The sequence below is a fragment of the Streptomyces sp. NBC_01426 genome (assembly GCF_036231985.1).
Classification (GTDB): Bacteria; Actinomycetota; Actinomycetes; order Streptomycetales; family Streptomycetaceae; genus Streptomyces.
Genome location: NZ_CP109500.1, coordinates 1927289 through 1951195 on the forward strand (window position 1 = coordinate 1927289; position 23907 = coordinate 1951195).

Here is a 23907-nt window from a genome sequence, read left to right on the forward strand (position 1 = left end):
ATCTCAACGTTGTTGACGTGTGACGCATCGCGTCCGGCGCATTACGCCTTCGCCTGCCGGGCACGGAACGGGGGGCGATGGTGTACGAGCCGCTGCGGGAGAAGGACCCCCGAGAGATCGCGGGCTTCCGACTGACCCGGCGTCTCGGCCAGGGCGCGATGGGCGTTGTCTACCTCGGCTATCGCAGCACCCGCCCGGTGGCGATCAAGGTCATCAAACCGGCGCTGGCAGACCAGCCGTACTTCCGGCAGCGGTTCGCCCAGGAGCTGGAGGCGATCCGGCGCGTCGGCGGATTTCACACCGCGGCACTCGTGGCCGCCGACCCAGACGCGGAGCAGCCCTGGATCGCCACCGAGTACGTCCACGCGCCCTCGCTGGAGGGGCTGCTGAACCAGCACGGCGCTGTGAGTGAGCTTGGGGCGTGGTGGCTGGCCGCGAGCTTGTCCGATGCGCTGATTCACATCCACTCCGTCCGGCTCCTCCACCGCGACCTGAAGCCCAGCAATGTGCTGGTCACCACGCAGGGCACTCGCGTGATCGACTTCGGCGTGTGCCATGTCGGTGGGGCGACGGGGCTCACCTCCGGCGACGCGCCGGTCGGCACGCTCGTATACATGGCGCCGGAACAGGCCATGGACTCACGCAAGGCGAGCGAGGCCGCCGACGTTTACAGCCTGGGCGCGACGCTGGTACATGCGGCGACCGGGCACCCCCCGTTTTACGCCGATATGCCGGTGCAGCGGATACTGGACGTCCCGCCCGATCTGTCGGGGTTGCCCGAGAGTCTGCGAGAGCTGATTGTCGGTGCCCTGTCCTACGCTCCGGAGGACAGGCCTACCGCCCACAGTGTGCTGGAGGTGGCCATGGACCGACTGCTGGAGCACGCAGTGCCAGTCAGTGGTCCGCTGTACCCGCCACTGCCCGCATCCTTTCTCAAGGACGTCCTGCAGGTTGAAGGGGCACCTCCGGTGCCGCCGGTTCCTCCCGAGCCGGCGCCGGCTCGGGAGGAACCGGCCGCACCGGAGGTGGGAGGCGGGGCATCGGCTGAGCCTGCCGCCGCAGGCGCGTCCAGTGGTGGGGGCGCTCCGTGGGCGGACCGTTGGCGTGGAAAGATCCGCGACCGGCGGTCCGACTTCGGCGGCTGACTCTGCCCGGCGCAGAGCGGGACAGGCAGTAAAGCAACAATGAGGCAGTTCAACAGTGACCGAAGGAGTCGGCCCAGTGACCAGCGCCGCAGGCACAGCCAAATTCGCCGCGGGAATGCAGGTCCGTGCACGGGATGAGGACTGGTTGGTCGTCGAGGTCTCCGAGACCTCGCACGACGGCACGCGCCTGGACGTCCGCGGCATCTCCCCGCTCGTACGCGACCAGCGGGCTGTCTTCTTCGCCCACGAATCCCTGGACCGGGTCACGCCGCTGCGGCCCGAGGACACCGACCTCGTCGTCGACGACTCCCCGGAATGCCGCCGTTCCCGGCTGTTCATCGACGCGCTGATCCGCAAGACCCCCCTTCCGCTCTCCGAGCAGCGACTCGCCACGGTCGGCACGCACCTCGCCGATGACCTCGCCTACCAGCGCGAGCCTGCCAGGGCGGCACTGCGTGGCCTGCGGCCGAGGCTACTCATCGCCGACGCGGTCGGGCTGGGCAAGACCCTAGAGGTTGGGCTGCTGCTGTCGGAGCTCATCCGCCGGGGCAGAGGCGAGCGCATCCTCGTCGTCACGCCCAAGCACATCCTGGAGCAGTTCCAGCACGAGCTGTGGACGCGTTTCGCGATCCCCCTCGTACGCCTGGACTCGACCGGCATCGCACGCATCCGGCAGAACATCCCGGCCGGCCGCAACCCCTTCTCGTACTACAAGCGCGCGATCATCTCCATCGACACCCTGCGCTCCGACCGCTGGCGCAACCACCTCATGCAGGTCACCTGGGATGCCGTCGTCATCGACGAGTCCCACAAGCTGATCAACCCCGGGACCAAGAACAACCGGCTCGCAAGCCTGCTCGCTCCGAGGACTGACGCGCTGGTCCTAGCCAGCGCCACACCCCACAACGGTCAGCGAGAGTCATTCGGTGAGCTGCTGAGCCTGCTCGACCCGACCGCCATCCCGGACACCAGCGACTACGACGAGACCCAGCTCGACCATCTGTACGTCCGCCGACACAAGACGTCCCCAGACGTCTCGGCGGAGATCGGTCACAAGTGGGCCACGCGCGAGAAGCCGGAAGCCTTCGACTGTGTCGCGAGCACTGCGGAACAGAAGATCTTTGAGGAGCTGTACGACGTCTGGATCAGCCCAGGGGAAGGCCGGACGGCCCCGGTAACCGGCAAGGGCGCCCGGCTCTTCCCCTATACGCTCCTCAAAGCCTTCCTCTCCTCACACGAGGCATTGGCCGAGACGGTCAAGAACCGGATCGCACTCATCGACAAGGACGCCGAGGACCACCCGGGACAAGGGGAGAAACGAGCCGCAGAACGCTCGGCGCTGACACGGCTCGGCGAGCTTGCTGCCGAGGCAACAGTGCATGATGCGGCCAAGTTCCGCCGCCTCGTGGACGAGCTGAAGGACATGGGAGTCGGGCCGGAATCCGGCAAGCGCGTTGTCATCTTCTCCGAGCGCCGGGCCACATTGCGGATGCTCCATGACGCTCTGCCCGGGGCACTGGGCTTCGAGGCGAGCGAGGAAGTAGGACGCGGTGCGATCCGCCAGCTGCACGGCGGGAGGCCCGACGACGAGCAGCAAAGGACCGTGAAGGACTTCGGGCTGGCGGACAGCGACCTGCGCATCCTGCTCACGGGTGACATCGCGTCTGAGGGCGTCAACCTGCATCGCCAGTGCCACCAGATGATCCACTACGACCTGCCCTGGTCGCTGATCACCATCGAGCAGCGCAACGGTCGTATCGACCGCTACGGCCAGCAGACCTCCCCAGAAGTCCGCGCGTTGCTGCTGATTCGCCAGGACGAGGACCCCGACGTGCCCTCCGCGGACCGACTGGTCTCCCGGCGGCTGCTGGATCGCGAGGACGAGGTCCACCGCACCCTCGGTGAGGCCGCCTCCATCCTTGGACTGCGCGACGAAGAGGCAGAGGAGAACGCAATCAAGGCGGGACTGGCCGACGGAAAGACGCTCGACGAGATCGTTCCCGCACAGCCGGTCGACCCCTTCAACCTGTTCATGGCCCACCACACCGTCGACGGGTCCGGGGCGCACTACCGCGTACCGCAGCTGTTCGCCTCGACACGGGCCTTCGTCGAGGACGCCCTCGACGAGGTCTACGGCAACCCCGAGCAGAAGATCGGGAAGGCATGGGACACCGACTACCCGGAGATGCTCTCCTTCGCCCCGGACCGCGAACTGCAACGCCGCCTCCTCGTCCTCCCGCAGAGCTACCTGGACGAGCGCGGCGTACTCGACAAACTCAGGGTCACATTCGATGCCGGGTTCGCTCAGCAGCGCCTGGACCGCGCACGTGAGCGCAGCGGCGAACGAACGAAGGGCACGATCACGAAGCAGGCGCGACGCGAGACCTCCGGTTGGCCGGACGTCAGCTACCTCACCGACCAGCACCCGGTGGTTGAGTGGCTTACCGACAAGGTCTTGGTCCGCCTCACCCGCAACGCCGCGCCTGTCATCACGGCCAACGTCCCCGGGCCGGTGTTCCTGATGCAGGGGATGTACTCCAACGCCAAGGGCCATCCGACCGTCCTCGCCTGGTCCTGCGTGACCGGGCTGGAGCACGGCAAGCCCGTGTTCAACGACGATCTGGTCGGCGTCCTGGAGCGCGCCGGCGTGAAGCCGAAGATGCTCAACCGGCCGTTCGCCGGGGACATCGTTGCCCTGCGTGCCCTCGTGCCACGCGCTGTTGAAGCCACTCGGCAGCACCTGCTCGAGCTACGTAGCAGCCAGGAAGAACCGCTCATCGAGCAATTGGATGAGTACGAAAAGCGCCTGTCGGCTTGGCGCAAGGCGAGCCAGTCGACGTTCGAGCAGCTCACTCTCGGCGTCCGGCGCGAGCACGAGGAACAGCGGGTTGAGACCACCGCCATAGAGGTCGAGCAGCTCATCGAACAGCTCGCCACCCAGGGCGACTCGATGATCCGCGTGATCGGGGTCCTCGCCCCGGCCGCTGTAACCGGTGAACAGAAGGGTGCGTGACCACCGTGGCATTCGAAGCGATCATCAACCGCGGTGAGTATATTTCCGCGCACTACCTCGCCGAGCTTTTCGCCAAGGACCTCGCCGACCTGCGCAAGCGCTGGACGGCAGCAGACCGGGCCGGAAAGCCCACATCCCGTTCGGGCATGAGGAACCTGGGCCGTGACTACTTCAAGGCCAAGGTCCGCATCACCGAGAAGGACGACTTCGGCGGATCCGAGCTGCGCACGCTGAACGAAGCTCTGCTCTCAGCCCTCGCCTACATCCAGCGTGGAGAGGTGCCGCCGGAGCGCGAGGACGACAGTCACACCAAGATCCAGCGCGGCGCCTTCGAAATCATGCACAGCGACAAGCACCGCGAAGTTCCCGTCGCCCTCGCGGTGAAGGGGCCCGGGGGCGTCGAGCTGGTCGCGCTGGACGTCACCTGGACCACGGACGCCGAACTCGTCACCTCCGATATCGAAGATGGCGGCGCGGAGTTGCTTGCTCCCATCGCTCTCGACGGCAAGAACGAGATCACCAGCGCGGCGGACGCCGTCACCTTCCTCTTCGGGAGCGAGGAGGCGTACGCGCCAAGGTTTGTTCTGCTGCTCGCTGGCGGTGCCATGCTGCTCGCCGACCGCACCGCGTGGCATGAGGGCCGATTCCTGGGCGTCAGCATCGACGCCGCCCTCGACCGCAACCTGGGCGCCGACGGCGGCGAACTGGAAGCCGTCTCGGCTCTGTTCGGTGCGGAATCACTGCTGACGGAGGGCGGGGCCGCCGGGTTCCTGGACAACCTCGTCGACAAGGGCCGCAAGCACGCCGTCGGGGTGTCCAAGGAGCTGCGGGCGGGCCTGCGGCAGTCCGTCGAACTGATCGCCCAGGAAATCCTGGACCGCATCCACGACCAGGACGCGGACCCCTCCGAACTCGGCGACAGCACCGAACTGGCCAACCGGCTCACCCAGGAGTCGCTGCGCTACCTGTACCGCGTCCTGTTCCTGCTGTACGCAGAAGCCCGACCGGAACTGGGCATCCTGCCCAGCAAGGACGACGCATACCAGGACGGCTACGGTCTCGGCCGACTCGGCGAGCTGGTCTCCTATGACCTCCCCGACGAAGCCCAGGACGGCTTCCACTTCCACCAGTCCCTCGACCTGCTTTTCCGTCTCGTCGACCAAGGGCACCGCGCACTGGAGGAGAAGCAGCCCAGCGACACCGGATTGGACGCGGACGGTATCCGCTTTGAGTCCCTGCGCAGCGACCTGTTCCACGGGAACGCCACGCCGCTGATCGGCTCGGTACGCATCGATGGCCAGCGCGTCGACACGCGACTGCGAAATAAGGTGCTATGGCGGGTATTGAACCGTCTCATGCTCAGCCACGGCGCCAGCAAGGGCTTCATCTCCTACGCCCAACTCGGCATCAACCAACTCGGCGCTGTGTACGAAGGGCTGATGTCGTATACCGGCTTCTTCGCCGCCGAGGATCTGTACGAGGTCGCCAAGCCGGATTCAGACGGACTAGCCGGCACGTGGGTCGTCCCTCAGCGCGAAGCCGACAACTACGACGACGAGGTTTTCGTCAAGCGACCCGACGAGATCACGGGCGTACCCAGGCGGGTCCAGCACAAGAAGGGCTCGTTCGTCTACCGCCTCTCGGGCCGGGAGCGTCAGCGGTCCGCCTCGTACTACACCCCTGAAGTGCTCACCCGCAGCACGGTCAAGCACGCCCTGGCCGAACTACTCGACCAGGACGGTGAGACGACGAAGGCTCGCGATATCCTGGACCTGCTCGTGTGCGAGCCGGCACTGGGCTCAGGAGCCTTTCTCAACGAGGCCATCAACCAGCTCTCGGCGGAGTACCTGCGCCGCCGCATGGCCGAGCTCTCCGTCGAGCGCGGCCAGGACGTCCAGCTGCCTCCAGACCAGTACGAGGCGGAGCTGCAGAAAGTCAAGGCGTACCTGGCCCTCCACAACTGCTATGGCGTGGACCTCAACCACACCGCCGTCGAGCTGGCCGAGGTGTCACTGTGGCTCAACGCGATGCATGAAGGGTTGAAGGCCCCCTGGTTCGGCCTCCACCTGCGCCGCGGCAACTCCCTCGTCGGTGCGCGCCGGGCAGTGTACGCGGCTGAGACGCTGAGGAAGAAAGCGTGGCTGACCACAGTGCCGGTCGATCGCCCGTTGAGGGAAGGCACAGAAGAAGGCGTCTTCAAGGAAGGCGAGGAGATCCATCACTTCCTGCTCCCAGCCAAGGGATGGGGAGCGGTCGCCGACTCAGACGAGGCGAAGGAGCTGGCCAAGGAAGACCGGGATCAGCTCGCCGAGTGGCGTAAGCAAGCCGCCTCCACCCCGAGCGTCGCCCAGAGCAAGCGGCTACTGGCCCTTGCCATTAGAGTCGAGCGTCTCTGGGAGCTGGCCAGGCGGCGACTCGTCGTCTCTGAGCGGGAGATTCGCCGCGACATCGCCGTTTGGGAGGTGGCGCCGGACCGGCCGCTGCCCCGATCCTCGGGAGCCGTTTCCCGGGAGCAGATCGAGGCAGCCCTCAAGGAACCCGGCGCACCGCTGGGCCGACTGAAGCTGGTGATGGACGCCTGGTGCGCCCTCTGGTTCTGGCCGGTGGGTCAGCACGACACGCCTGAGCCCCCAGACCTGGGCGAATGGCTGGACTTCTGCGAGGCCGTTCTTGGCGTGCCGCCGGCCAAGGCGAAGGCTGCCAAGGCAAAGGGTGTCAAGAAGGCCAGCTCCGCAGGACACGATGACCTCTTCGGCCTCTTCGGCGACACCGGCGACTTCGAACAACTTGCAGTAGACGACTCCAACGACCGGCTCATGAGTCAGTGCGCCGAGATGCCCGCGATCGCATTGCGCTTCCCGTGGCTCAGCGAAATCGACGCGATCAGCAGGCGGGAGGGATTCTTCCACTGGGAACTGGAGTTTGCCCACGTCTTCTTCCAGGGTGGCTTCGACTTGCAGGTGGGGAACCCTCCTTGGCTCAAGTCCGAATGGAAGGACGACCTGGCGGTCGCGGAGTACGACGCTTGGTTCGGTTTGGAGAAGCAAGCGTCCGCGGACACAAAGGCCGAACGGAGGGTGACGGCGCTGGCCAAGCGCAAATCTCTGCGAGCATACCTTGCCGACGTCTCCTCTTGGGTCGGCGGCGACTCACACCTGGGCTCGGCAATCGAGCACCCGGTACTCGCAGGACTGCAGACCAATCTCTATTTGAATTTCATGGAACGGTCCTGGCGCAACCTGAGTCCTACCGGAACAGCGGCCTTGATCCATGAAGAGAACCATTTCTCCGTTCCAAAGGGCGGCGCCTTCCGGACCGCTACTTACTCCAGGCTCAGGCGACACTTCCAATACGGCAACAACATCTTGCTCTTCGAAGATGTCGACAACAACAAGTCCTTCGGGGTGAGCATCTATGGCCCGCCTCGCGAGATCGACTTCGTACAGATCGCACGCGTCGTGCATCCCTCCACAGTGGACGGTTCCTTCACGCATCACGGCGAAGGCCCCTTGCCCGGGATCCAATTCCCCGAGGGCGGCTGGGACCTGCGTCCCCACCGTGACCGAATCGTCCCGGTGAATCGCGAGGTCCTCGCCAGCTGGGCCGCTGTAATCGATGAGCGAGGAACCCCCGCTGAACAGGCTCGGGTGCTGCGCGCAGTGACGGTGGAGGACGACCGAGCGCTCCGGATCCTCGCAACGTTTCCCGAACGGCTCCACGACCACCAGCACTGGTGGTCCCGTGAACTAGACGAGAAGGGGGCGAAGGACAAGGGGATCATCGAGCGCCGCACTGCCGTACCCACCTCCTGGGACGAGGCTGTTCTACAGGGGCCTCACTTTTCGGTCGCTACCCCCTTTGCTAAGCAGCCCAACCCAGGTTGCAAATCCAACAAGGATTACACCGAATGGGACTTGGAGGAACTTCCCGAGACCCTAGTGCCGCGTACGAACTATGCACGGGCGTGCTCGGGCGAAGATTTCGCAACAGCACGTCGCGACTGGGATGGCGCCCCCTCGGGGGAGTTCTTTCGCGTCGCCTGGCGCAATATGGTGACTTCGAATAATGAGAGGTCACTGAAAGCGGCGATTATTCCTCCAGGGCCGACTCACGTGCACACGGTGCATACCCTCGCCTTGAGCTCGAATCGCGATACGGGAGTCGTGGCTGGTCTCTGGGGCTCGCTTGTCTTCGATTACTTGGTCAAAGTCTCAGGTGCTTCGAAGGTCAATATCGAGCTGGCCCGCAGCTTCCCAGCTCCTCTCTCCCACCCTCTCGCCACACCTCTCCTTGTGCGTGTCCTCCGCCTCAATTGCCTGACCCGCGACTACGCCCCCCTATGGGAGGAACTCCACGACCCGGCCTGGCTCAAGGACCGGTGGACCGATCCAGCATCCCCCCGCCCCGCGCTCCAGCAGGTCGGCGAGGCTTGGTCCATGGCCACCCCGCTGCGTACCGAGTACGACCGCCGGATGGCTCTGGTGGAGATCGACGCGCTCGCGGCAGTGATGGTGGGGCTCAGTGCGGAGCAGCTGTGTGCCATGTACCGCTCTCAGTTCGCAGTACTACGCAAGTACGAGTGGGAGGCGTTCTACGCAGCTGACGGGCACAAGATCGGGGCAGCCACCCACAACGTTGGCGTTCGGCAGACGCCCGAAGAGACAGCCGTCGTCAAGGCGTGGGTAAAGGCCGCACGTGCCGGCGACCCGACTCCCGAGGCTCCGGAGGGCTGGGTGAAGCCTGACCGCGAAGCCGAGATGACCCGGGCCCACGCGGACTTCACCGCGCGACTGCTTGCTGGCGAGTACGGAGACTACGCCGCGTACGCGGCCGAGCACCGAGATCACGGCAACCTCCTCGGCTCGGCTGAAGCCGACCGAGCTCTCGTCGATCTTCCGGCAGAAAGCAGGTAAGACGCCGTCATGTTGCCCTCTCTGGTTGCCGAGGATCTTCGTCGTGCCCTCGCCACCTACCTGACTACGAGCTTCGCGCTCGCCGATGACGACGTACGCGACGAGCTCGACGCGTTTCTGGAGCGGCCGGAGAGCCGACTGTTCCGCGGCCCTTACCTGCGGGTACGCACTCCCTTCCGAGAGGCATCCTCTGACTGGGCGGCTGCGCTCGACTGGACGCCGAAGGACTTCACGCCCTATACACACCAGGCCGCCGCCTGGCAGCGACTGTCCTCGAAGGCAGGGCGTCGGCCGGAGCCGACCATCGTCACCACGGGTACCGGGTCCGGTAAGACCGAGTCGTTTCTCGTGCCGATCCTGGATCACTGTGCTCGTGCCCGCGCTGCTGGACAGCGGGGCGTCAAGGCCCTGCTGCTCTACCCTATGAACGCGTTGGCCGACGACCAGGCCCGCCGTATCGACGACTTCCTCGGTACGGAACCGGAGCTGAAGGACGTCACTGCCGGCATCTACATCGGCGGCGCAACTGGCCCCCGTTCGGCGTCGGACGAGGACGAGAACGAGCCTGGCCCTTACGGTCGCGACACCGGGGCGACGTCGCTCGCTGGCGATCCCACCATCAGCCACCTGATCACCGATCGGGACGCGATCCGCGCCGATCCGCCGGACATCCTGCTCACCAACTACAAGATGCTGGATTTGCTCCTCCAGCGCATTCCGGATGCCCCGCTCTGGAAGACAGATTCCCTCGCCTTCGTCGTGCTCGACGAGTTCCACACTTATGACGGCGCCCAGGGCACCGATGTGGCGATGCTGTTGCGCCGCCTCGGCGCAGCCACTGGAGCAGCCCGTGAGGGACGCCCCCTTGGCGACATCACGCCTGTGGCAACGTCAGCGACGCTCGGCGGGGGAATGGCCAGCGGCACGTCCTCCCTCGCTCTGGATGGACCTGAGAAGCCCGATCGGGAGCTGTTGCGCGAGTTCGCAGAGAAGGTCTTCGGGACGCCCTTCCCCGATGCCGCGCTGGTTGGAGAGAACCGGTTGCTGCCCGGTGAGGTGGTCACCGACCCTGACTTCCTACTGCCCTCGCCGGCACCTGCAGCTCTGGCGGCTCTACCCGACCCGCTGGACGACGAGTCGGCCCTTGAAGACCTGGCTCGGCTCATGCTCGGTCAGCCTCTCACCGATCCGATGCAGATCGGCGCCAAGCTGAAGCAGCACATTCTGGTCAAGGCGATCCTGGATGTCGCCGGGAGTAATCCGGTCACCATCCCCGATGTCGCCCGCGAGTTCGCCCAGCGGGGTGGCGGACCGGCCTGGGACGAGGCCGCGCGCAGCGACCCGCGGCTCGTCGAGCTTGCCTTCGCACGGATCCTCGCGCTGATCTCCCATGCCCGTACTCCGCACCCCGTGACGGGAAAGCCAGGGCCGTTCCTGCGTGTTGAGGCTCAACTATGGGTGCGCGAGGTCCGTCGCGTCATCCGTGCGGCGACCTCCGAGCCGCACTTCCGCTGGTACGACGACGACGGGCCGACCGGCGACTCACGGCCAAACCCCGCCAACCTCGCTATCTACCAGCCGACCGAAGTCGACAGCGCCGGGGAGATCGGCGAGCGGACCGATGCGTCGCGGCGCCCTGTCGGGCCGCCCTATCGGCGGCATCTCCCTGCTGTGTACTGCAGGCACTGCGGGCGTTCTGGCTGGGCAGCGCTGTCCACGGAACTGGAGTGGCAGCAGCTCAAGACCAACACCCTGGAGATCTATCAGGCTTCGGCGCAGGGGAAGCGGGCCGTGCGCTGGATGCTGCGGGCCCGCCCCGACGAGTACCCCGTGCTGCACCTGCACGCGGAGAACGAACGGCTGACGACGAATCCGACCGAGGACACGGTCGCGGTCATCACCCCCCATGAACCTCTGCCGGCGAATGTGGGGGACGAGTGCCCCTCGTGCGGTCTCGACGACGGCATGCGCTTCCTTGGTGCGGGCACCGCCACGCTCGCCTCGGTGACTACCACGCAGCTCTTCTCCGACCGGGGGCTCGCCGGCAACGAGCGGAAGCTGCTCGTGTTCACTGACTCGGTGCAGGACGCCACCCACCGCGCCGCGTTCATCGCCAACCGCAGTTTCGGCTTCACCTTCCGCGGCCTGTTGACCAAGCACCTCACCCCGGGCCAGCCGGTCGCTGTTCACGATCTCGCCGCTGACGCCGCCGAAGCCGTTGTTTCGGCCGCCGGCTCGGGCAAGCGGAGTGAACTCGCCTCCATCGTCCCGCCTGACCTGCGAGAGAACCCGGACATCCTCACGCTCCTCGACGAAACCGAGGACTTTAGCGATGCCGGCGCGGAGATGCTGCAAAGCCGCATGGTCTTCCAGACCCTTCTCGAGTTCGGGCTGCGCTCCCGGCTGGGCCGCACGCTGGAGCTCACCCGAACCGCTGCAGCGGAGGTCAGTCTCAAGGACCTACCCGCCCTCTGCGCCGAGCTGCGGGAGCGGCACCAGCGCCTGCCCGGGCAGATTTCACTGCCTGCAGACGACGGGGCGTACGCGGTATTCCTGCGCGGGCTGGCCGAGAGACTCCGCCTGCGGGGAGCCCTCTATCACCCCTGGCTGCAGGAGTACATCCGGCAGGCCGGCGCGAGGCGCTGGCCGATCTGGGGCGGGCGTCCCACCGGCATGCCCGCTTTCCCCAGAGGCCTCGCTGCTCCCTCGTTCCCGGTATCAGGCGGCACCCGCACCACTGGCTTTGACTCCCTGTCCCGCGACAACACCTGGTTCGCGGACTGGGCCCACAGAGCGCTGGGCTGCGACCGGCGCGAGGGGCGCGCGGTGGCTAAGCTTGCTATGAAACTGCTCGCACAGCGCGAAATTCTGGCCACCTATCATGCCGAAGGCGGCGCGCTCGTCTACGCGCTCAAGCCCCGCAACGTTCTGGTGCACCGTATCGACGATAATGCTGACGGTCCGGACGGCGGGGGCGGCGTGAACGCGTGCGGGGTGCGCTGCAACACCTGCACCTGGCGGCAGACTGTGCCGCCCGGCCGCCGCAAGGACTGGCTCGGCACCGCGTGTCTGCGTTTCCACTGCTCGGGTCATTTCGTGGAGGACGACCGCGATTACACCGCCGACTACTACCGGCACCTGTACACGATCGACCGTCCAGGCGATGTTCTGACCGCTGAGCACACCGGAGCGCTCAGCCGCGAGCGGCGTGAGCGGGTCGAAGCGGCCTTCAAGAACCGGGCCTCAGCCTTCGACCCGAACGTTCTCACCTGTACACCCACCCTTGAGCTCGGCATCGACATCGGTGACTTGTCTGCCGTGCTGCTCGCCTCAATGCCGCCCGCTCCCGCCAACTATGCTCAGCGGATTGGCCGCGCAGGGCGCAGCACCGGCAACTCGCTCACGGTCACCTTCGTGCCGCGAGGTGCCCGAAGCCACTACTACCTGCACGTTCCGGAGCAAATGCTGGCGGGCCGGATCATTCCGCCGGACTGCTACCTGGACGCCTCGGAGATCCTGCGCCGCCAGTACCTAGCGTTCCTCTTCGACCGTGCCGCAGACCGCAGTCTCTGGGAAGGCACGGCGATCCCGGAGCGCCCCATGCCTCCGCGCATCGGTGAGCTTTTCGGTCATGGTCTGGCCGAGGACGGCTGGTTCAGGCGCTTCCTCGACGTCGCGGGCGCTCGCCATGCCGAGCTGTCCGCCGCGTTCATCTCTCTGTTCCCTGCCATGACGCCAGCCGCAGCCCAGGGCGTCCAGCACTTCGCCGCCCAGGGTCTGGAGGAGACCGTCGGGGCCGCGGCGAGCGCGTGGAACAAGCGTGTGGCTGCCCTGCGGGCGCGGATGCGGCAGATCGGCCGGGCCTTCGACGCGCTCTCGACCGCTTCCGGCGACCCGGAACGTGACAAGCAGAGGCGCCAGCTCTTCGCGGAGCAGCGAACCGTTCGCAAGCGCCGGGACGCCCTCGTCTCGGAGAACTCGATCAACGCCCTGGTACGGCTGGGCCTGCTGCCCAACTACACCCTCCACGACGACGCGACAGTCCTCGACGCCACGTTGTGGTGGAAGGATAGCGACGGGGAATTTGACGAGAGCTCGACCGACTACGGCCGCGGCTCTCGGCTCGCGCTGACGGAACTTGCCCCCGGCAACATCTTCCACAGCGATGGCTACAAGTTCATCGTCAGCAGCGTGGACCTTGGCACAGGTGTCGGCAGCGGCGAAGACTCCTACGCTCTGTGGCGGTTCTGCCCCGAATGTGGGTTCGTGGCCACAGAGGAGACCGGACTCGACATCGCCGCCTGCCCGCGCTGCAAGGCACCACAAATCGCTGACCCCGGCGCTGTCCACAAGGTTCTGGTGCCCGAACGGGTCATGGCCCGCGAGCGGCGCGAGGACGCCCGGCTGACCGATGAGCGAGACGAACGGGAACGCCGGCAGTTCGACGTGGTCACCCTCGTCGACATCGACAAGGACCAGCCGCAAGGGCTGAGGGCCTGGCGCCGCTCCGGTAGCGGCCTGCCCTTCGGCGTCGAGTTCGCCCGCGTCGCGACGATCCGCACGATCAATCTCGGGCCCGCAGCCGCACCCGGCTCGACCCACGCGATCCGCGGCGAAGACGTCCAAGTCTCCGGCTTCGAGACGTGCCTGGAATGCGGTGGTGTCCGTGGCACCCACCCGCAGGCATGGGACCCCTCGGCCCAGCGAATCGGCACGCGGCACGCGTACTGGTGCTCACATCGCGACGACGGCGTGACCCTGGAGCCGACGGAGAAACTGCTGTTGGCTCACGAGCTGACCACCCAGGCACTGCGGATCCTGTTGCCCGTCTCCACGATGGACCTCAAGGAGCGTCTGATCTCCTTCAAGGCAGCCCTGCTCCTGGGCATCACCAAACACTTCGGTGGAGCGCCCGACCATATCCGCGTGGTCACCGACAGCATGCCCGGCGACAGCCAAGAGCTGCGGCGGCGCTTCCTCGTCCTGCACGACTCGATGCCCGGCGGCACCGGTTACCTGGAACACCTTGCGGATGCCGCAATCCTGCACCGTGTCCTGACGCTCGCGCAGACTGCACTGCGGGACTGCCCCTGCCAGAAGGAGGAGCAGCGCACACCTTGCCACCGCTGCCTGCTGCCCTTCGTGTCCAGCAGCGAACACCCACACGTCTCGCTGCGCATCGCGAAGGACCTTCTGGACGAGATCCTCAAGGACTGGGCAGTCGAGCCGGTCGACACCCTTTCCGGCGTCCGCATCGACCAGCTCGTAGAAAGCGAACTGGAGGACCGGTTCGTCCGCACCCTTATCGCGTGGGGACGGCGGGTAGAAGAGGACGGATCGGTAGCCGCCAAGGCGGGCCAGGGCGGCGTGGAGCACGAACTCCGTTTCACCCTCGGAGATGCGGCCACGCGCTGGCGCATGCGGGACCACGTACGGATGAACACCGCCGTGCCCAGCGAGCCCGATTTCCTCCTGGAGCGGACCGATGGGCGTGCGGAGCGGGTCGCGGTCTTCCTCGACGGCTTCGCCTTCCACGCGAGCGAGAAGGTCAACCGCATCGCCGATGACGCCGCCAAGCGGGCAGCCCTGCGGGCGGACGGCGTGTTGGTGTGGCAGCTGACCTGGGACGACGTCATGACGTGGGCAGCGGGTGTCGGCAACACGGCGGAGGGGCAGCAGGTCCGTGCCGTTGCCAGGCCCCTTCACACGGATGCCGCGCTCCAGCTCGCTCGCCAGATCCACCAGAGCCTGGTCGGAGAGGCCCGCCCCGATGACACCCTCGACCCGGTGCTCCGCAACCCCGTCGAGACCCTGCTGGAGTTCCTTGCCGACCCCGACCGGGCCAAGTGGGCGCGGCGGGCATCCGGCCTGCTGGGCGGCTTCGGTGCGGCATCGCGTCCTCAACCGGTAGACCGCGAAGAGATCGGACGAGTACTGCCCGACGTCCTGCGTGGCGCGAACCTGCCCTCCTCGGCCTCGGCCTCGGCCACGGAGGCCGTGGCTCTCGACGCACGCACCACGGGCCATGCACGGATCATCGGCCTGCTGGACCGCCGTCCCGAGCCGCGCAGCAAGCAACCGGACATGCGGGCTTGGTCGGCTCTTGCCGTGCTCGACGACCGGCCCGAAGCCATGACAGGCGACGAGCACAAGGAACGCTGGATGGACTGGCTGCGCTGGTCGAACCTGCTGCAGTTCCTGCAGTCGGCCGACGGCGACGAGCTCCCCCGGTCCTTCCACCAGGTCGCGGTGTCCACCAGTGACCAGGCAGATCCACACACTGTGGCCCTGCTGACCAGCGCGCTGCCCACGGAGGCAGGTGTACCGCAACCACTGCCACAGGTATGGACCGAGGCGATCGAATGGGCCTCGTCCAAGGTCGAGGACGTCCTGGTCGCTCTCGCCGAGCAAGCACGCAGCGGACGCATCGAGGTACCGGAAGTCGGCTTCGAGTACGGGGACCAGGCGATGCAGGCAGAGCTCGCGTGGCCGGAGGAGAAGGTCGCAATCTTTATCGACCTCGACGAACGGCGAGACGCCTTGTTTGAGCGCGACGGGTGGTACGTCGCACAGGCCGGCGCTGTGGAAGTGAATGAACTCATCAAAAAGTTGGAGGGGAACTGATGTCCGGCGCCAAGGTGATCATGGCGGACGTCTTCGGAAAGTCCTATGACGCGCTGGACGGCTCCGTCCAGCCGCAGGTGTTGCAGTTCATCATGAAGATGCAGCGCGACCCGGACTCCAACGGGCTCAACCTGAAGCCTCCGAAGGGCGCCCGGGACAAGAGGGTCCGCACGGCACGGGTCACCGACAACTACAGAGCCGTGCTGATGCACTACGCCGACCGCATCTATTACCTGGTCGCGGTACTGCCGCATGACGACGCGTATGACTTCGCCGCGAACATCCTCTTCGACATCAACAAGGTCACCGGCGGCATCGAGCTGATCAACCTCGGCAGCCTGTACGGCACGCTCAGCGGACAACCCAAGCCCGCCGACAACGCGCCCGATGCCCCCTCTCTGTTCGCCGGTGTCTCCGACGCCGACTTCGAACGACTGGGCGTCCACACGTCCATCGTTCCGGCGCTCCGCGAGATCCACAGCGAGGACGCCGTGCTCGGCATCGTCGAGACCCTGCCTAAGCTGGCCCGCGACGTCATCCTGTGCCTCGCCGACGGCATGACCGTCGAAGAGGTCTGGGAACAGGTCAGTTCACTCGCGGCCACCAAGGACAAGGTCGACACCCAGGACTACGAGGCGGCGATCGAACGGCCGGCCACCAAGGAAGCCTTCGTAGTCACCGGCGACTTCGCCGAGTTCGGACGAATCCTCACCGAACCACTCTCCGCATGGCGAATCTTCCTGCACCCGGCGCAGAGAGCGCTGGCCGAGCGCAAATCCCCTTACAAGGGCTCCGTCCGCGTCACTGGAGGCCCCGGTACCGGAAAGACGGTGGTAGCCCTCCACCGAGTGAAGGCCCTCGCCGAGCGGCTGCCCGCCGGCCAGGCCATCCTGCTCACGACCTTCACCACCAACCTCGCCAACCTGCTGAAGTCCATGCTCAAGGACCTCGGCGGTGCCCAACTGCTGGCCAAGGTCGATGTCCGGAACATCGACAAGGTTGCCTACGGCACCGTGAAGGAGACCTTCGGCTCGGAAGCGCCCAGCCGGCTCAAGGACAGTGAGATCCTCAACCGCTGGATCGAACTCGCCCAGGAGCAGCAAACGCCCCGTTTCGACGGCCGGTTCCTCGACGCTGAGTGGAAGCAGGTCGTACTGGCTCAGGACATCCGCAGCCGTGACGAATACTTCGCCGCCAGCCGTGCTGGCCGCGGCCGCCGCCTCAATCGCCCCGAACGCGCACAGGTCTGGTCCCTCGTCGAGGAGTTCGAGCGCAGGCTCGATCGCGAGAAGGCCGCCGGCGTCACCCAACTCGCCGTTCAGGCAGCCCGGATCGCCTCCGGCTGGTCCGACGAAGAACGTCCATACCGGCACATCATCGTGGACGAGGCACAGGATCTGCACGCCGCCCACTGGAAGCTACTCCGCGCGCTGGTCCCCGACGGCGACGACGACCTGTTCATCGTTGGCGACGCACACCAGCGGATCTACGACAACCGGACATCCCTGAGCGCCCACGGCATCAAGATCCGTGGCCGCTCCAAGCGACTGACCCTTAACTACCGCACCACCCGACAGATCCTCGCAGCCTCCCTGAACCTGCTCGGCGGCTCCACGTTCGACGACCTTGACGGGAATCCGGAACAGCTTCGCGGATACCGCTCCGTCCTGGCGGGAGCCCACCCCGAGACCACCGGCTACCGCACGGCCGCGGAAGAGATGACGGCATTGGCCAAGCGCGTCGACAGCTGGCAGCAGGAAGGGATCAAGCCCCACGAGATCGCGGTCGTGGCCAGAACCCATGCGACCGCCGACAGCGCTGTTCAGGCGCTCCGTGACGCCAAGCTGGCCGCAGTGAAGGTCGAGGACTACCGCGTCCCCGACCCCGACGAAGGCGTCCACGTCATGACGATGCACCGCATCAAGGGACTCGAATACCGCGCAGTCGCCATCGTCGGGGCTGGCGCTCAACAAATGCCTCTGCCCAGCGCCATCACACTCGAGCGCGAGGACCGCCTCCAGCACGCCGCGGACCTCCGCCGCGAGCAGTCGCTCCTCTTCGTTTCCGCCACACGTGCCCGCGAGCAGCTGTCCATCAGCTGGTCAGGCCGACCGAGCCAGTTTCTGGAGCCTCACGCAGCCTCCTGAGGGCAAGCGTCCGAAGCGCATTACCACCGCTCAAAACGATCCATCAAACGTCCTGCCGGCAGCAGTCCCGCAATCAGCCTGGTCGCCGAGGTGGCCGTGGCGGTCAAACCGTCACGGCCCCCAGGTCTTGCCTGGCCAGCGCCTTCGGGCCCAGCTGCACGCGTTTGTCGAGCGGCATTCATACGGACCCGACCACCCACCGTGCAGGCTGCGGCTGTCGGTTGTCCGGGATCTCCAGCAGCTCGACCGACCGGGATGTACCTCCTTACCTACACCCTCTCGCCAACGAGCACGGTGGCCCCAGCCTCCCCCGCCCCACGGCCTGCCTTGGCCACCGGCCCGCTCTCCACTCGAACGGGGCAGCGTCTCAGGCTGTACCGACCACAAGCACGTGGGCCGAGGCGTCAGTGAAGACGCCGTGCTCGTCTGCGAGGCGCGCCGTCGCCACCGCGTCCGCCAGCAGCGCCCCCGCCGCTTCCTGGCCCGCGCAACGGCCAGCCGCGACTACGTAGGCCCACCCCGGGCCCTCGATCCCGTGCACCCGCACACCCGTGAGCCCTGCTTCGCCCGCCTCTTGGGCAAGCTCGTCAGCCGTATGAAAATGCGCCACGGTGAAGCCTCTACTGCCGTCGTAGGAGCCGGTACGGACTACCTCCGTGACCTCGCTGGCGAGCAGCTCCGGAGACAGGCCGGCGCTCACGGTGTAGTCCTACATCAGGGAGTACCGGGAGATCCCCGCGGCCGCCACCACACCGCCTGGTACGACGACCCGGCTGGCCTCCCTCAACGCCGCGAGCCGGTCTCCGCGCTCCGCCAGGTGGTACAGCGGGCCCAGTAGCAGCACCGCGTCGAAGGTGCCGGCCTCCACGTCCAGGTCGCGGGCATCCCCCAGCTGGGCAACACACCGCGGCGCGCGCTCACGTGCCTGCTCCACGTGCTTTGGCACGGGGTCCAGGAGGAGCACCTCGTTTCCCTCTTCGGTGAGCCAACCGGCATGCGTACCCGGACCACCGCCCACGTCCAGCACCCGAGCTGGTGCTGGAGGCAGGTAGCGACGTAACAGCTCCTGGGTCCGCTCGAACTCCAGACGGCCCGTCGCTGAGCTCCTCCAGCCCCGCCTTGCCACCTGCTCCCGCTCCGCCGCCACTCCCCTGAGTAACCTGTCGTGAGCGACTTTGGACGGCCCCCGACCTGCGGTGCCCCTCTTGGCGAGACAGTGTCCGCTGGGGGGAATCTGGGGGGAATGAGGCCTCGTGGGGGGCGGCTGGGGGGAATCGGCTGCATATGCATGCGGGACGGGCCCCTGCTTCACGTGACCCCGAGGAACGACCTGTTCGTCACGATCCACCACGAGCACCACCCGGGCAAGCCCACAGGCTCGTATGGCGCCCCGGCCAGCGCCTCGCCTGCCCCTCCAGTGCCGCTCTCCGCGGAGGAAAACCTGGACGAGGACGAGAGCGGCGCCCACCTCCTGGACCGTCGCCCGCCCCCAGGTGCCGCGCTCTTCCAGTCCCTGCGCGCTGTCGAGGTCGCCGCCTTCTCCCAACGGCGCTTGGTGCCCGTCACCCGGAACCGCGCGGAGCGCCGGCGTGCGTCGGGCCTGCTCACTCTGGTGGAAGACGACGAGAGCACGGCGTGCCGGTCGTCACCCAGGAGGGAGCTCTGGAAGCAGGCCTGGGCCTGACCAGGAATGCCAGGTCGTGGCACACGCTGTGCGCCTTACGCGTCGCCCACTCAGTCAGGTGAGCGCGACAGTGCGCTTGAGGCCGTTGCCGTGGCTCCACTGCAGGGCGCCGTCGTGCTGAAGTCGTCCGACGACGATTCCTGGTGCGATACCGGCTGTACGGGCGAAGGCCTCGATGGCGGAGAGCGACAGATGCCGGGTGGCGGCCAGCTTCCCGTAGGCGGCAACGTGCTGAGGCGGTACGAGGACATTGGCGGCGAAGTCATTCGCTTCGTCCTCGCTCGTGTCCTCGTGCTGCTTGGTCGGCGAAAGGTTCTCGGTGTCGTCCATGAACGTCAGCCGCTTGCCGTGCAACAGAACGTGGCCGAGTTCGTGGAAGAAGGTGAACCAGAACTGGTCGTCCTTTTTGAACCGGTCGCTCAGGACCACCATGGCTTTGTCGGGCATCAGCCACCGGGTCGCTCCGGAAACGCTGGTCTTGGTCAGGGCGGGAACGAAGACCACTGCAACTCCGACCTGGGCGCACAGCCGTGGAAGCTCTCCTGACCAGGTGTTCTGCTCTTCGAGGCTTAGTGCCCGGAGGCAAGGGAGCAGGGCGGTGAGTGCCGCGCGATCGTACGGCCCGCAGTCCCGTTCGCGTGCTTCACGTTCCGCCAGGCGCAGCCAGGTCGCGGTTGCGTATTCATTCCGGCTGAGCACGGTGGAGCGGCGGAACGCGGTCCGGTAACCGCGCCACAGATTCTCGGCTACGTCCGGGGAGGCCACGCCGAAGAAGTCAAGCAGCCGCCGCAGGTTGTGCACGTTCTTGGCACGGTCCGGCAAGACGTTGCGACTGACAAGCTCGAGAAGCGGGAAGTTGTCGAGCCAGCCGACGTGATCGGCCAGGGCCTTCTCTTCCTCTTCCCGGGCCAGCTGTGTGCGCCAGGCTGCCTCTCGGGCGTTCCACACCGCTGCGGGCACCCCGGTGGCCCGCTCCAGCAGGAGAGCGGTGTCCGGGCTCAGAGGGGCGGCGCCCTGAATGACTTGGTTGATGTGCTTGGTGGACAGGCCCGTTCGACGTGCAAGGTCGGCCTGCGGGATGCCGAGTGCCTCGAGTGTTTCCTTGAGGGTCTCGCCAGGGGGCGGGACGGTCTGGGGCGCGTACGCGGTCGGGTCAGCGCCGGCGGTCATCACGATGCCTCTCTTCGGGCGTGGGGGCGGGCGGCAGCGGGGGCGGGCTGGACGTCCGTAACGAGAACGGCGCGGACGTCCGCGTACTGGAGTGTCCCGTCAGCGTGTCTCTGATGCGGATCGGCGCGCGGCCGCAGGTGCAGATCGGCGCCGGGCCCCAGGGAGACAAGCACCAGGCAGTGGTCACCGGGGTGGGCGCGGAGCCGAGCCGCCGGCAGGCACGACAGGTCAGCCAGGTGCGCTGACGCGTGGATCTCCGCAAGCCGCCGCCGTAGTACTGCGGCCAACGCGGTGCCGTAACGGCTTTCGCGCATGGCGTCGTCGTTGCATGTCCGGGCCAGCTCGTCGTCGACGAAGGAGATCTCCACCTGCCGCCTCACGAATCACTTGTATTTACCGGATAGGTACATGCTAACATCTCAGCAAGATCGAGTAATTCCATGCACCGATCAGGTGCATGGAATCGTCCGCCTCCCTGCGTGTCTGTGGGGACCGGCAACCTGCCCAGCATGCCCCCGACCCGGCATCGCCCGGAGAACAAGGAGTTATCGCCATGGCTATGGCAGACGCCCCTACCCAGACCGTGACCATCACCGTGGACAATGAGCCTGTCACCGGCGTGCCTCGGCACACCACGCCGAACGCGATCCTGCAGCTGGCCGAGATCGACCCGGCCACTCACTACCTCGTCAAGATCGCTGGTCGGCATCAGGAGTCTTTCCAGGGGCGGGGCGGCGAGCCGATCACCGTGCACGAGCGCGAGAAGTTCGTGTCACTGTCCACCGGCCCGACGCCCACCTCGTGACCACTGCTGAGCCGCTGTGGGGGCCTGCCGCGCTGCAGGCGGGTCTCCACGTCGCCGGCCTCACTACCTGGCAACAGGACGGTTTCACCCTGTTCGACTACGCGGTCGAGACCGGCCCGCGTGCCGGACAGACCGTCAAGGTGGGCCTTCAGGCCGCTCCGGACTTCCCCGCGACACCGCCCGGCGGCCCGCACGTCAGCCCCCGGCTCGGGCACCCCCACGGAGCCGTCCACGATTCTGCACTGGGAACGGAGTGGGAGTACTGGAGCCGCCCGGCAGCCAATTGGGCCGCCGACCGAAGCGTCCGCGGATACCTGCGGCACCTGCGCACCCTTTTCGCGCAACTCGACGAGGGGGCAGCCTTGTGATCCTCCAATTCGCCGCAGCCTTGTCCTCCAGCCTCGCCCAGCGCCTTACCGATCACCTTCTCCGTCCCGACGGACAGGAGGACTGCTGCTTCGTTCTGTGGCACCCAGCCACCGGCTCACGCCGCACAACTGCTGCACTGGTCGATATCGTCCTGCCGCGGGAAGGTGAACGCATCGTGCACGGCACGGTCGACTTCACCAGCGCGTTCTTCCTGCGGGCCGCAGCCCTTGCCGCAGAACGCGGGTGCGGCGTCGGCCTGATCCACTCCCACCCCGAGGGCAACGGCTGGCAGTCCCTGAACCGGGTCGATTACGAGGCCGAAGCCGCCTTCGCGGCACAAGCCCTCGCGCTCACCGATCAGCCGCTGCTCGGGATGACCCTCGCCGGAGGTGATGGTGGGCACAGCGCCCGGATCTGGCAGAAGCGAGACGCGCGGCACTACCGGCCGTTGGAGGCCGAGAGCGTCCGCGTCGTCGGCGAACAGCTCACCGTCACTTTCAACAGCGCCCTTGTGCCCGCGCCCGTTGCCACGAGCGCCCAGAGGCGCACTGTCTCCGCATGGGGCCAGCTGACCCAGGACACCCTGGCACGCCTCCACGTCGGAGTGGTCGGGACCGGATCGGTCGGCATGCTCGTCGTCGACGCTCTCGCTCGCACCGGCATCGGCCGCCTGACCCTCTTCGACTTCGACACCGTCGAAACGGTCAACCTCGACCGGCTTCTGCACGCCACTGCACGCGACGCCCGGGAGAGACGGCCCAAGGTCGACCTGGCCGCACGTGCCGCCCGCTCCGCCGCAACCGCTCTCCGTTTCCGCGTCGCCGCGCTGGAGACCAGCATCACCGAACCCGGCGGCTTCGCCGCGGCCGCCGATTGTGACGTCCTGTTCTCCTGCGTCGACCGTCCCTGGGCCCGCCATGTCCTCAACCTGCTGGCATACGCGCACTTCATTCCCGTCGTGGACGGAGGGGTCAGAGTCGAGGCCCGCGGCGGCCGGCTCCAGGGTGCCGAATGGCGCGCCCATGTCGCCGCCCCCGGCCGGGCTTGCCTCGAATGCATCGGTCAGTACGACCCAGCCGACGTCCCCACGGAACGCGCCGGCCTGCTGGAGGATCCCTCCTACATCAGTGGCCTGCCCACCGACCACCCGCTGCGCCGCAACGAGAACGTATTCATCTTCTCCGCCGCGGCGGCCACCGCCGAACTAGCCCAGTTCATCACCATGACCGCTGCGCCCGCTGGGGTCAGCGACACCGGCGCCCACCTGTACCACCTGGCCACCGCCACCCTCGACCGCCGTGAAGAGGGCTGTAATCCGGAATGCCCGTACGAGACACGGCTGTATGGCCTGGGCGACGCAGCACCCGCCTTCACCGGCCGGCACCTGGCGGCCGAGCGCGCCCGCGCCTCCCGCAACAAGCTAGGCCCGAGACTCGCTCGTCTCCTACGCTGCTGGTAACCAGCCGTCGTGGCTACTGCACAGCTCCGTGTCACGACACGTTCCAGAGAGCTGTCCGGCAGCCAGCATTCGATGAAGCTGGCGGCCAGGAGGACCACTCCTTCAGGGAAGATTTTGCGGCGCCGCCAGCGCAGTTGCGTCACCGTACATGGGACATGCCCACTGGCCATATCCGTCACGGCTGCCAACTGCTCTGCTACTTGTGCATCCTTGGGCGGTGAAAGCTGAGCGTTGCGATGCATGCGAACTGATCACCGGCGAGGGCTGCTGCTGCGGTGTGGGCCCGCCAGCTGCAACCAGGGCGCCGCTGTACTTCACCCTACGCATGATCCGGATCTCGCCGAGCGGATACGGACATGTCGAGGGCGGCTGCAACCACGATGTGGACGGCAGCATCGAGGACGCCGGATGGGGCTGGGTCCCGGACCCGTCGCCCGGCCAGTGGGCGGGCATCAGTGAGCAGACGCCCCTGCGCGCCTCGCATGGGAACCTCCAGTGCGTCGCCAGGCGCCGGTGCAGTCACTGCGCGCACTTCCTTCCCTAATCCCACGCGGTAGCAACGGTCTACGAGGCAGCGG

At 66.9% G+C, this 23907-nt stretch carries 14 protein-coding genes; 11 read left to right on the plus strand and 3 right to left on the minus strand.

The window, feature by feature from the left end:
• Positions 1-77: 77 nt before the first annotated feature.
• From OG906_RS08480 to OG906_RS08500, 5 genes are all read left to right on the plus strand, one after another.
• Positions 78-1145 carry a serine/threonine-protein kinase gene (locus tag OG906_RS08480; protein ID WP_329441411.1) on the plus strand — a complete coding sequence of 356 codons (1068 nt, stop codon included), beginning with the start codon at positions 78-80 and terminating at the stop codon, positions 1143-1145.
• Between the two features lie 76 nt (positions 1146-1221).
• Positions 1222-4158, plus strand: coding sequence for a DEAD/DEAH box helicase (locus tag OG906_RS08485; RefSeq protein ID WP_329441413.1), 2937 nt, complete (start codon positions 1222-1224; stop codon positions 4156-4158).
• A complete protein-coding gene (locus OG906_RS08490; RefSeq protein WP_329441414.1) occupies positions 4155-9071 on the plus strand; it encodes an Eco57I restriction-modification methylase domain-containing protein in 4917 nt (1638 codons plus the stop codon). The genes OG906_RS08485 and OG906_RS08490 overlap by 4 nt, the downstream gene beginning before the upstream one ends.
• A 9-nt stretch (positions 9072-9080) precedes the next feature.
• Positions 9081-15695, plus strand: coding sequence for a DEAD/DEAH box helicase (locus OG906_RS08495; protein WP_329441416.1), 6615 nt, complete (start codon positions 9081-9083; stop codon positions 15693-15695).
• Positions 15695-17842 (plus strand): UvrD-helicase domain-containing protein, encoded by a 2148-nt coding sequence (locus tag OG906_RS08500; RefSeq protein WP_329441418.1) that lies wholly within the window; start codon positions 15695-15697, stop codon positions 17840-17842. Before OG906_RS08495 ends, OG906_RS08500 begins: the two co-directional genes overlap by 1 nt.
• A 367-nt stretch (positions 17843-18209) precedes the next feature.
• Here OG906_RS08500 and OG906_RS08505 read toward each other — a convergent pair whose 3' ends face one another.
• Both OG906_RS08505 and OG906_RS08510 read right to left on the minus strand, forming a co-directional pair.
• Entirely contained in the window at positions 18210-18542 is a 333-nt protein-coding gene (locus tag OG906_RS08505; protein ID WP_329441420.1) for a methyltransferase, read from the minus strand.
• Positions 18543-18551: 9 nt separating this feature from the next.
• Entirely contained in the window at positions 18552-19202 is a 651-nt protein-coding gene (locus OG906_RS08510; protein WP_329441422.1) for a class I SAM-dependent methyltransferase, read from the minus strand.
• Here OG906_RS08510 and OG906_RS08515 point away from each other — a divergent pair.
• Positions 19155-19526: a hypothetical protein gene (locus OG906_RS08515; RefSeq protein WP_329448218.1), complete on the plus strand. Its 372-nt coding sequence runs from the start codon at positions 19155-19157 to the stop codon at positions 19524-19526. The genes OG906_RS08510 and OG906_RS08515 overlap by 48 nt on opposite strands.
• Before the next feature lie 54 nt (positions 19527-19580).
• On the opposite strand, the gene OG906_RS08520 is transcribed toward OG906_RS08515, so the two are convergent.
• Positions 19581-20696 (minus strand): ImmA/IrrE family metallo-endopeptidase, encoded by a 1116-nt coding sequence (locus OG906_RS08520; protein ID WP_329447969.1) that lies wholly within the window; start codon positions 20694-20696, stop codon positions 19581-19583.
• 113 nt (positions 20697-20809) lie between these two features.
• Here OG906_RS08520 and OG906_RS08525 point away from each other — a divergent pair, with 113 nt between their 5' ends.
• From OG906_RS08525 to OG906_RS08545, 5 genes are all read left to right on the plus strand, one after another.
• A complete protein-coding gene (locus tag OG906_RS08525; RefSeq protein WP_329441424.1) occupies positions 20810-20941 on the plus strand; it encodes a hypothetical protein in 132 nt (43 codons plus the stop codon).
• 308 nt (positions 20942-21249) lie between these two features.
• Complete coding sequence (locus OG906_RS08530) at positions 21250-21501, plus strand: hypothetical protein (RefSeq protein ID WP_329441426.1); 252 nt, start codon at positions 21250-21252, stop codon at positions 21499-21501.
• A complete protein-coding gene (locus OG906_RS08535; RefSeq protein WP_329441428.1) occupies positions 21498-21869 on the plus strand; it encodes a hypothetical protein in 372 nt (123 codons plus the stop codon). Before OG906_RS08530 ends, OG906_RS08535 begins: the two co-directional genes overlap by 4 nt.
• Positions 21870-22045: 176 nt before the next feature.
• On the plus strand, positions 22046-23329 hold the full coding sequence (locus OG906_RS08540) for a ThiF family adenylyltransferase (RefSeq protein ID WP_329441430.1): 1284 nt from the start codon (positions 22046-22048) through the stop codon (positions 23327-23329).
• Between the two features lie 325 nt (positions 23330-23654).
• A complete protein-coding gene (locus OG906_RS08545) occupies positions 23655-23873 on the plus strand; it encodes a hypothetical protein (protein ID WP_329441431.1) in 219 nt (72 codons plus the stop codon).
• Positions 23874-23907 lie beyond the last annotated feature (34 nt).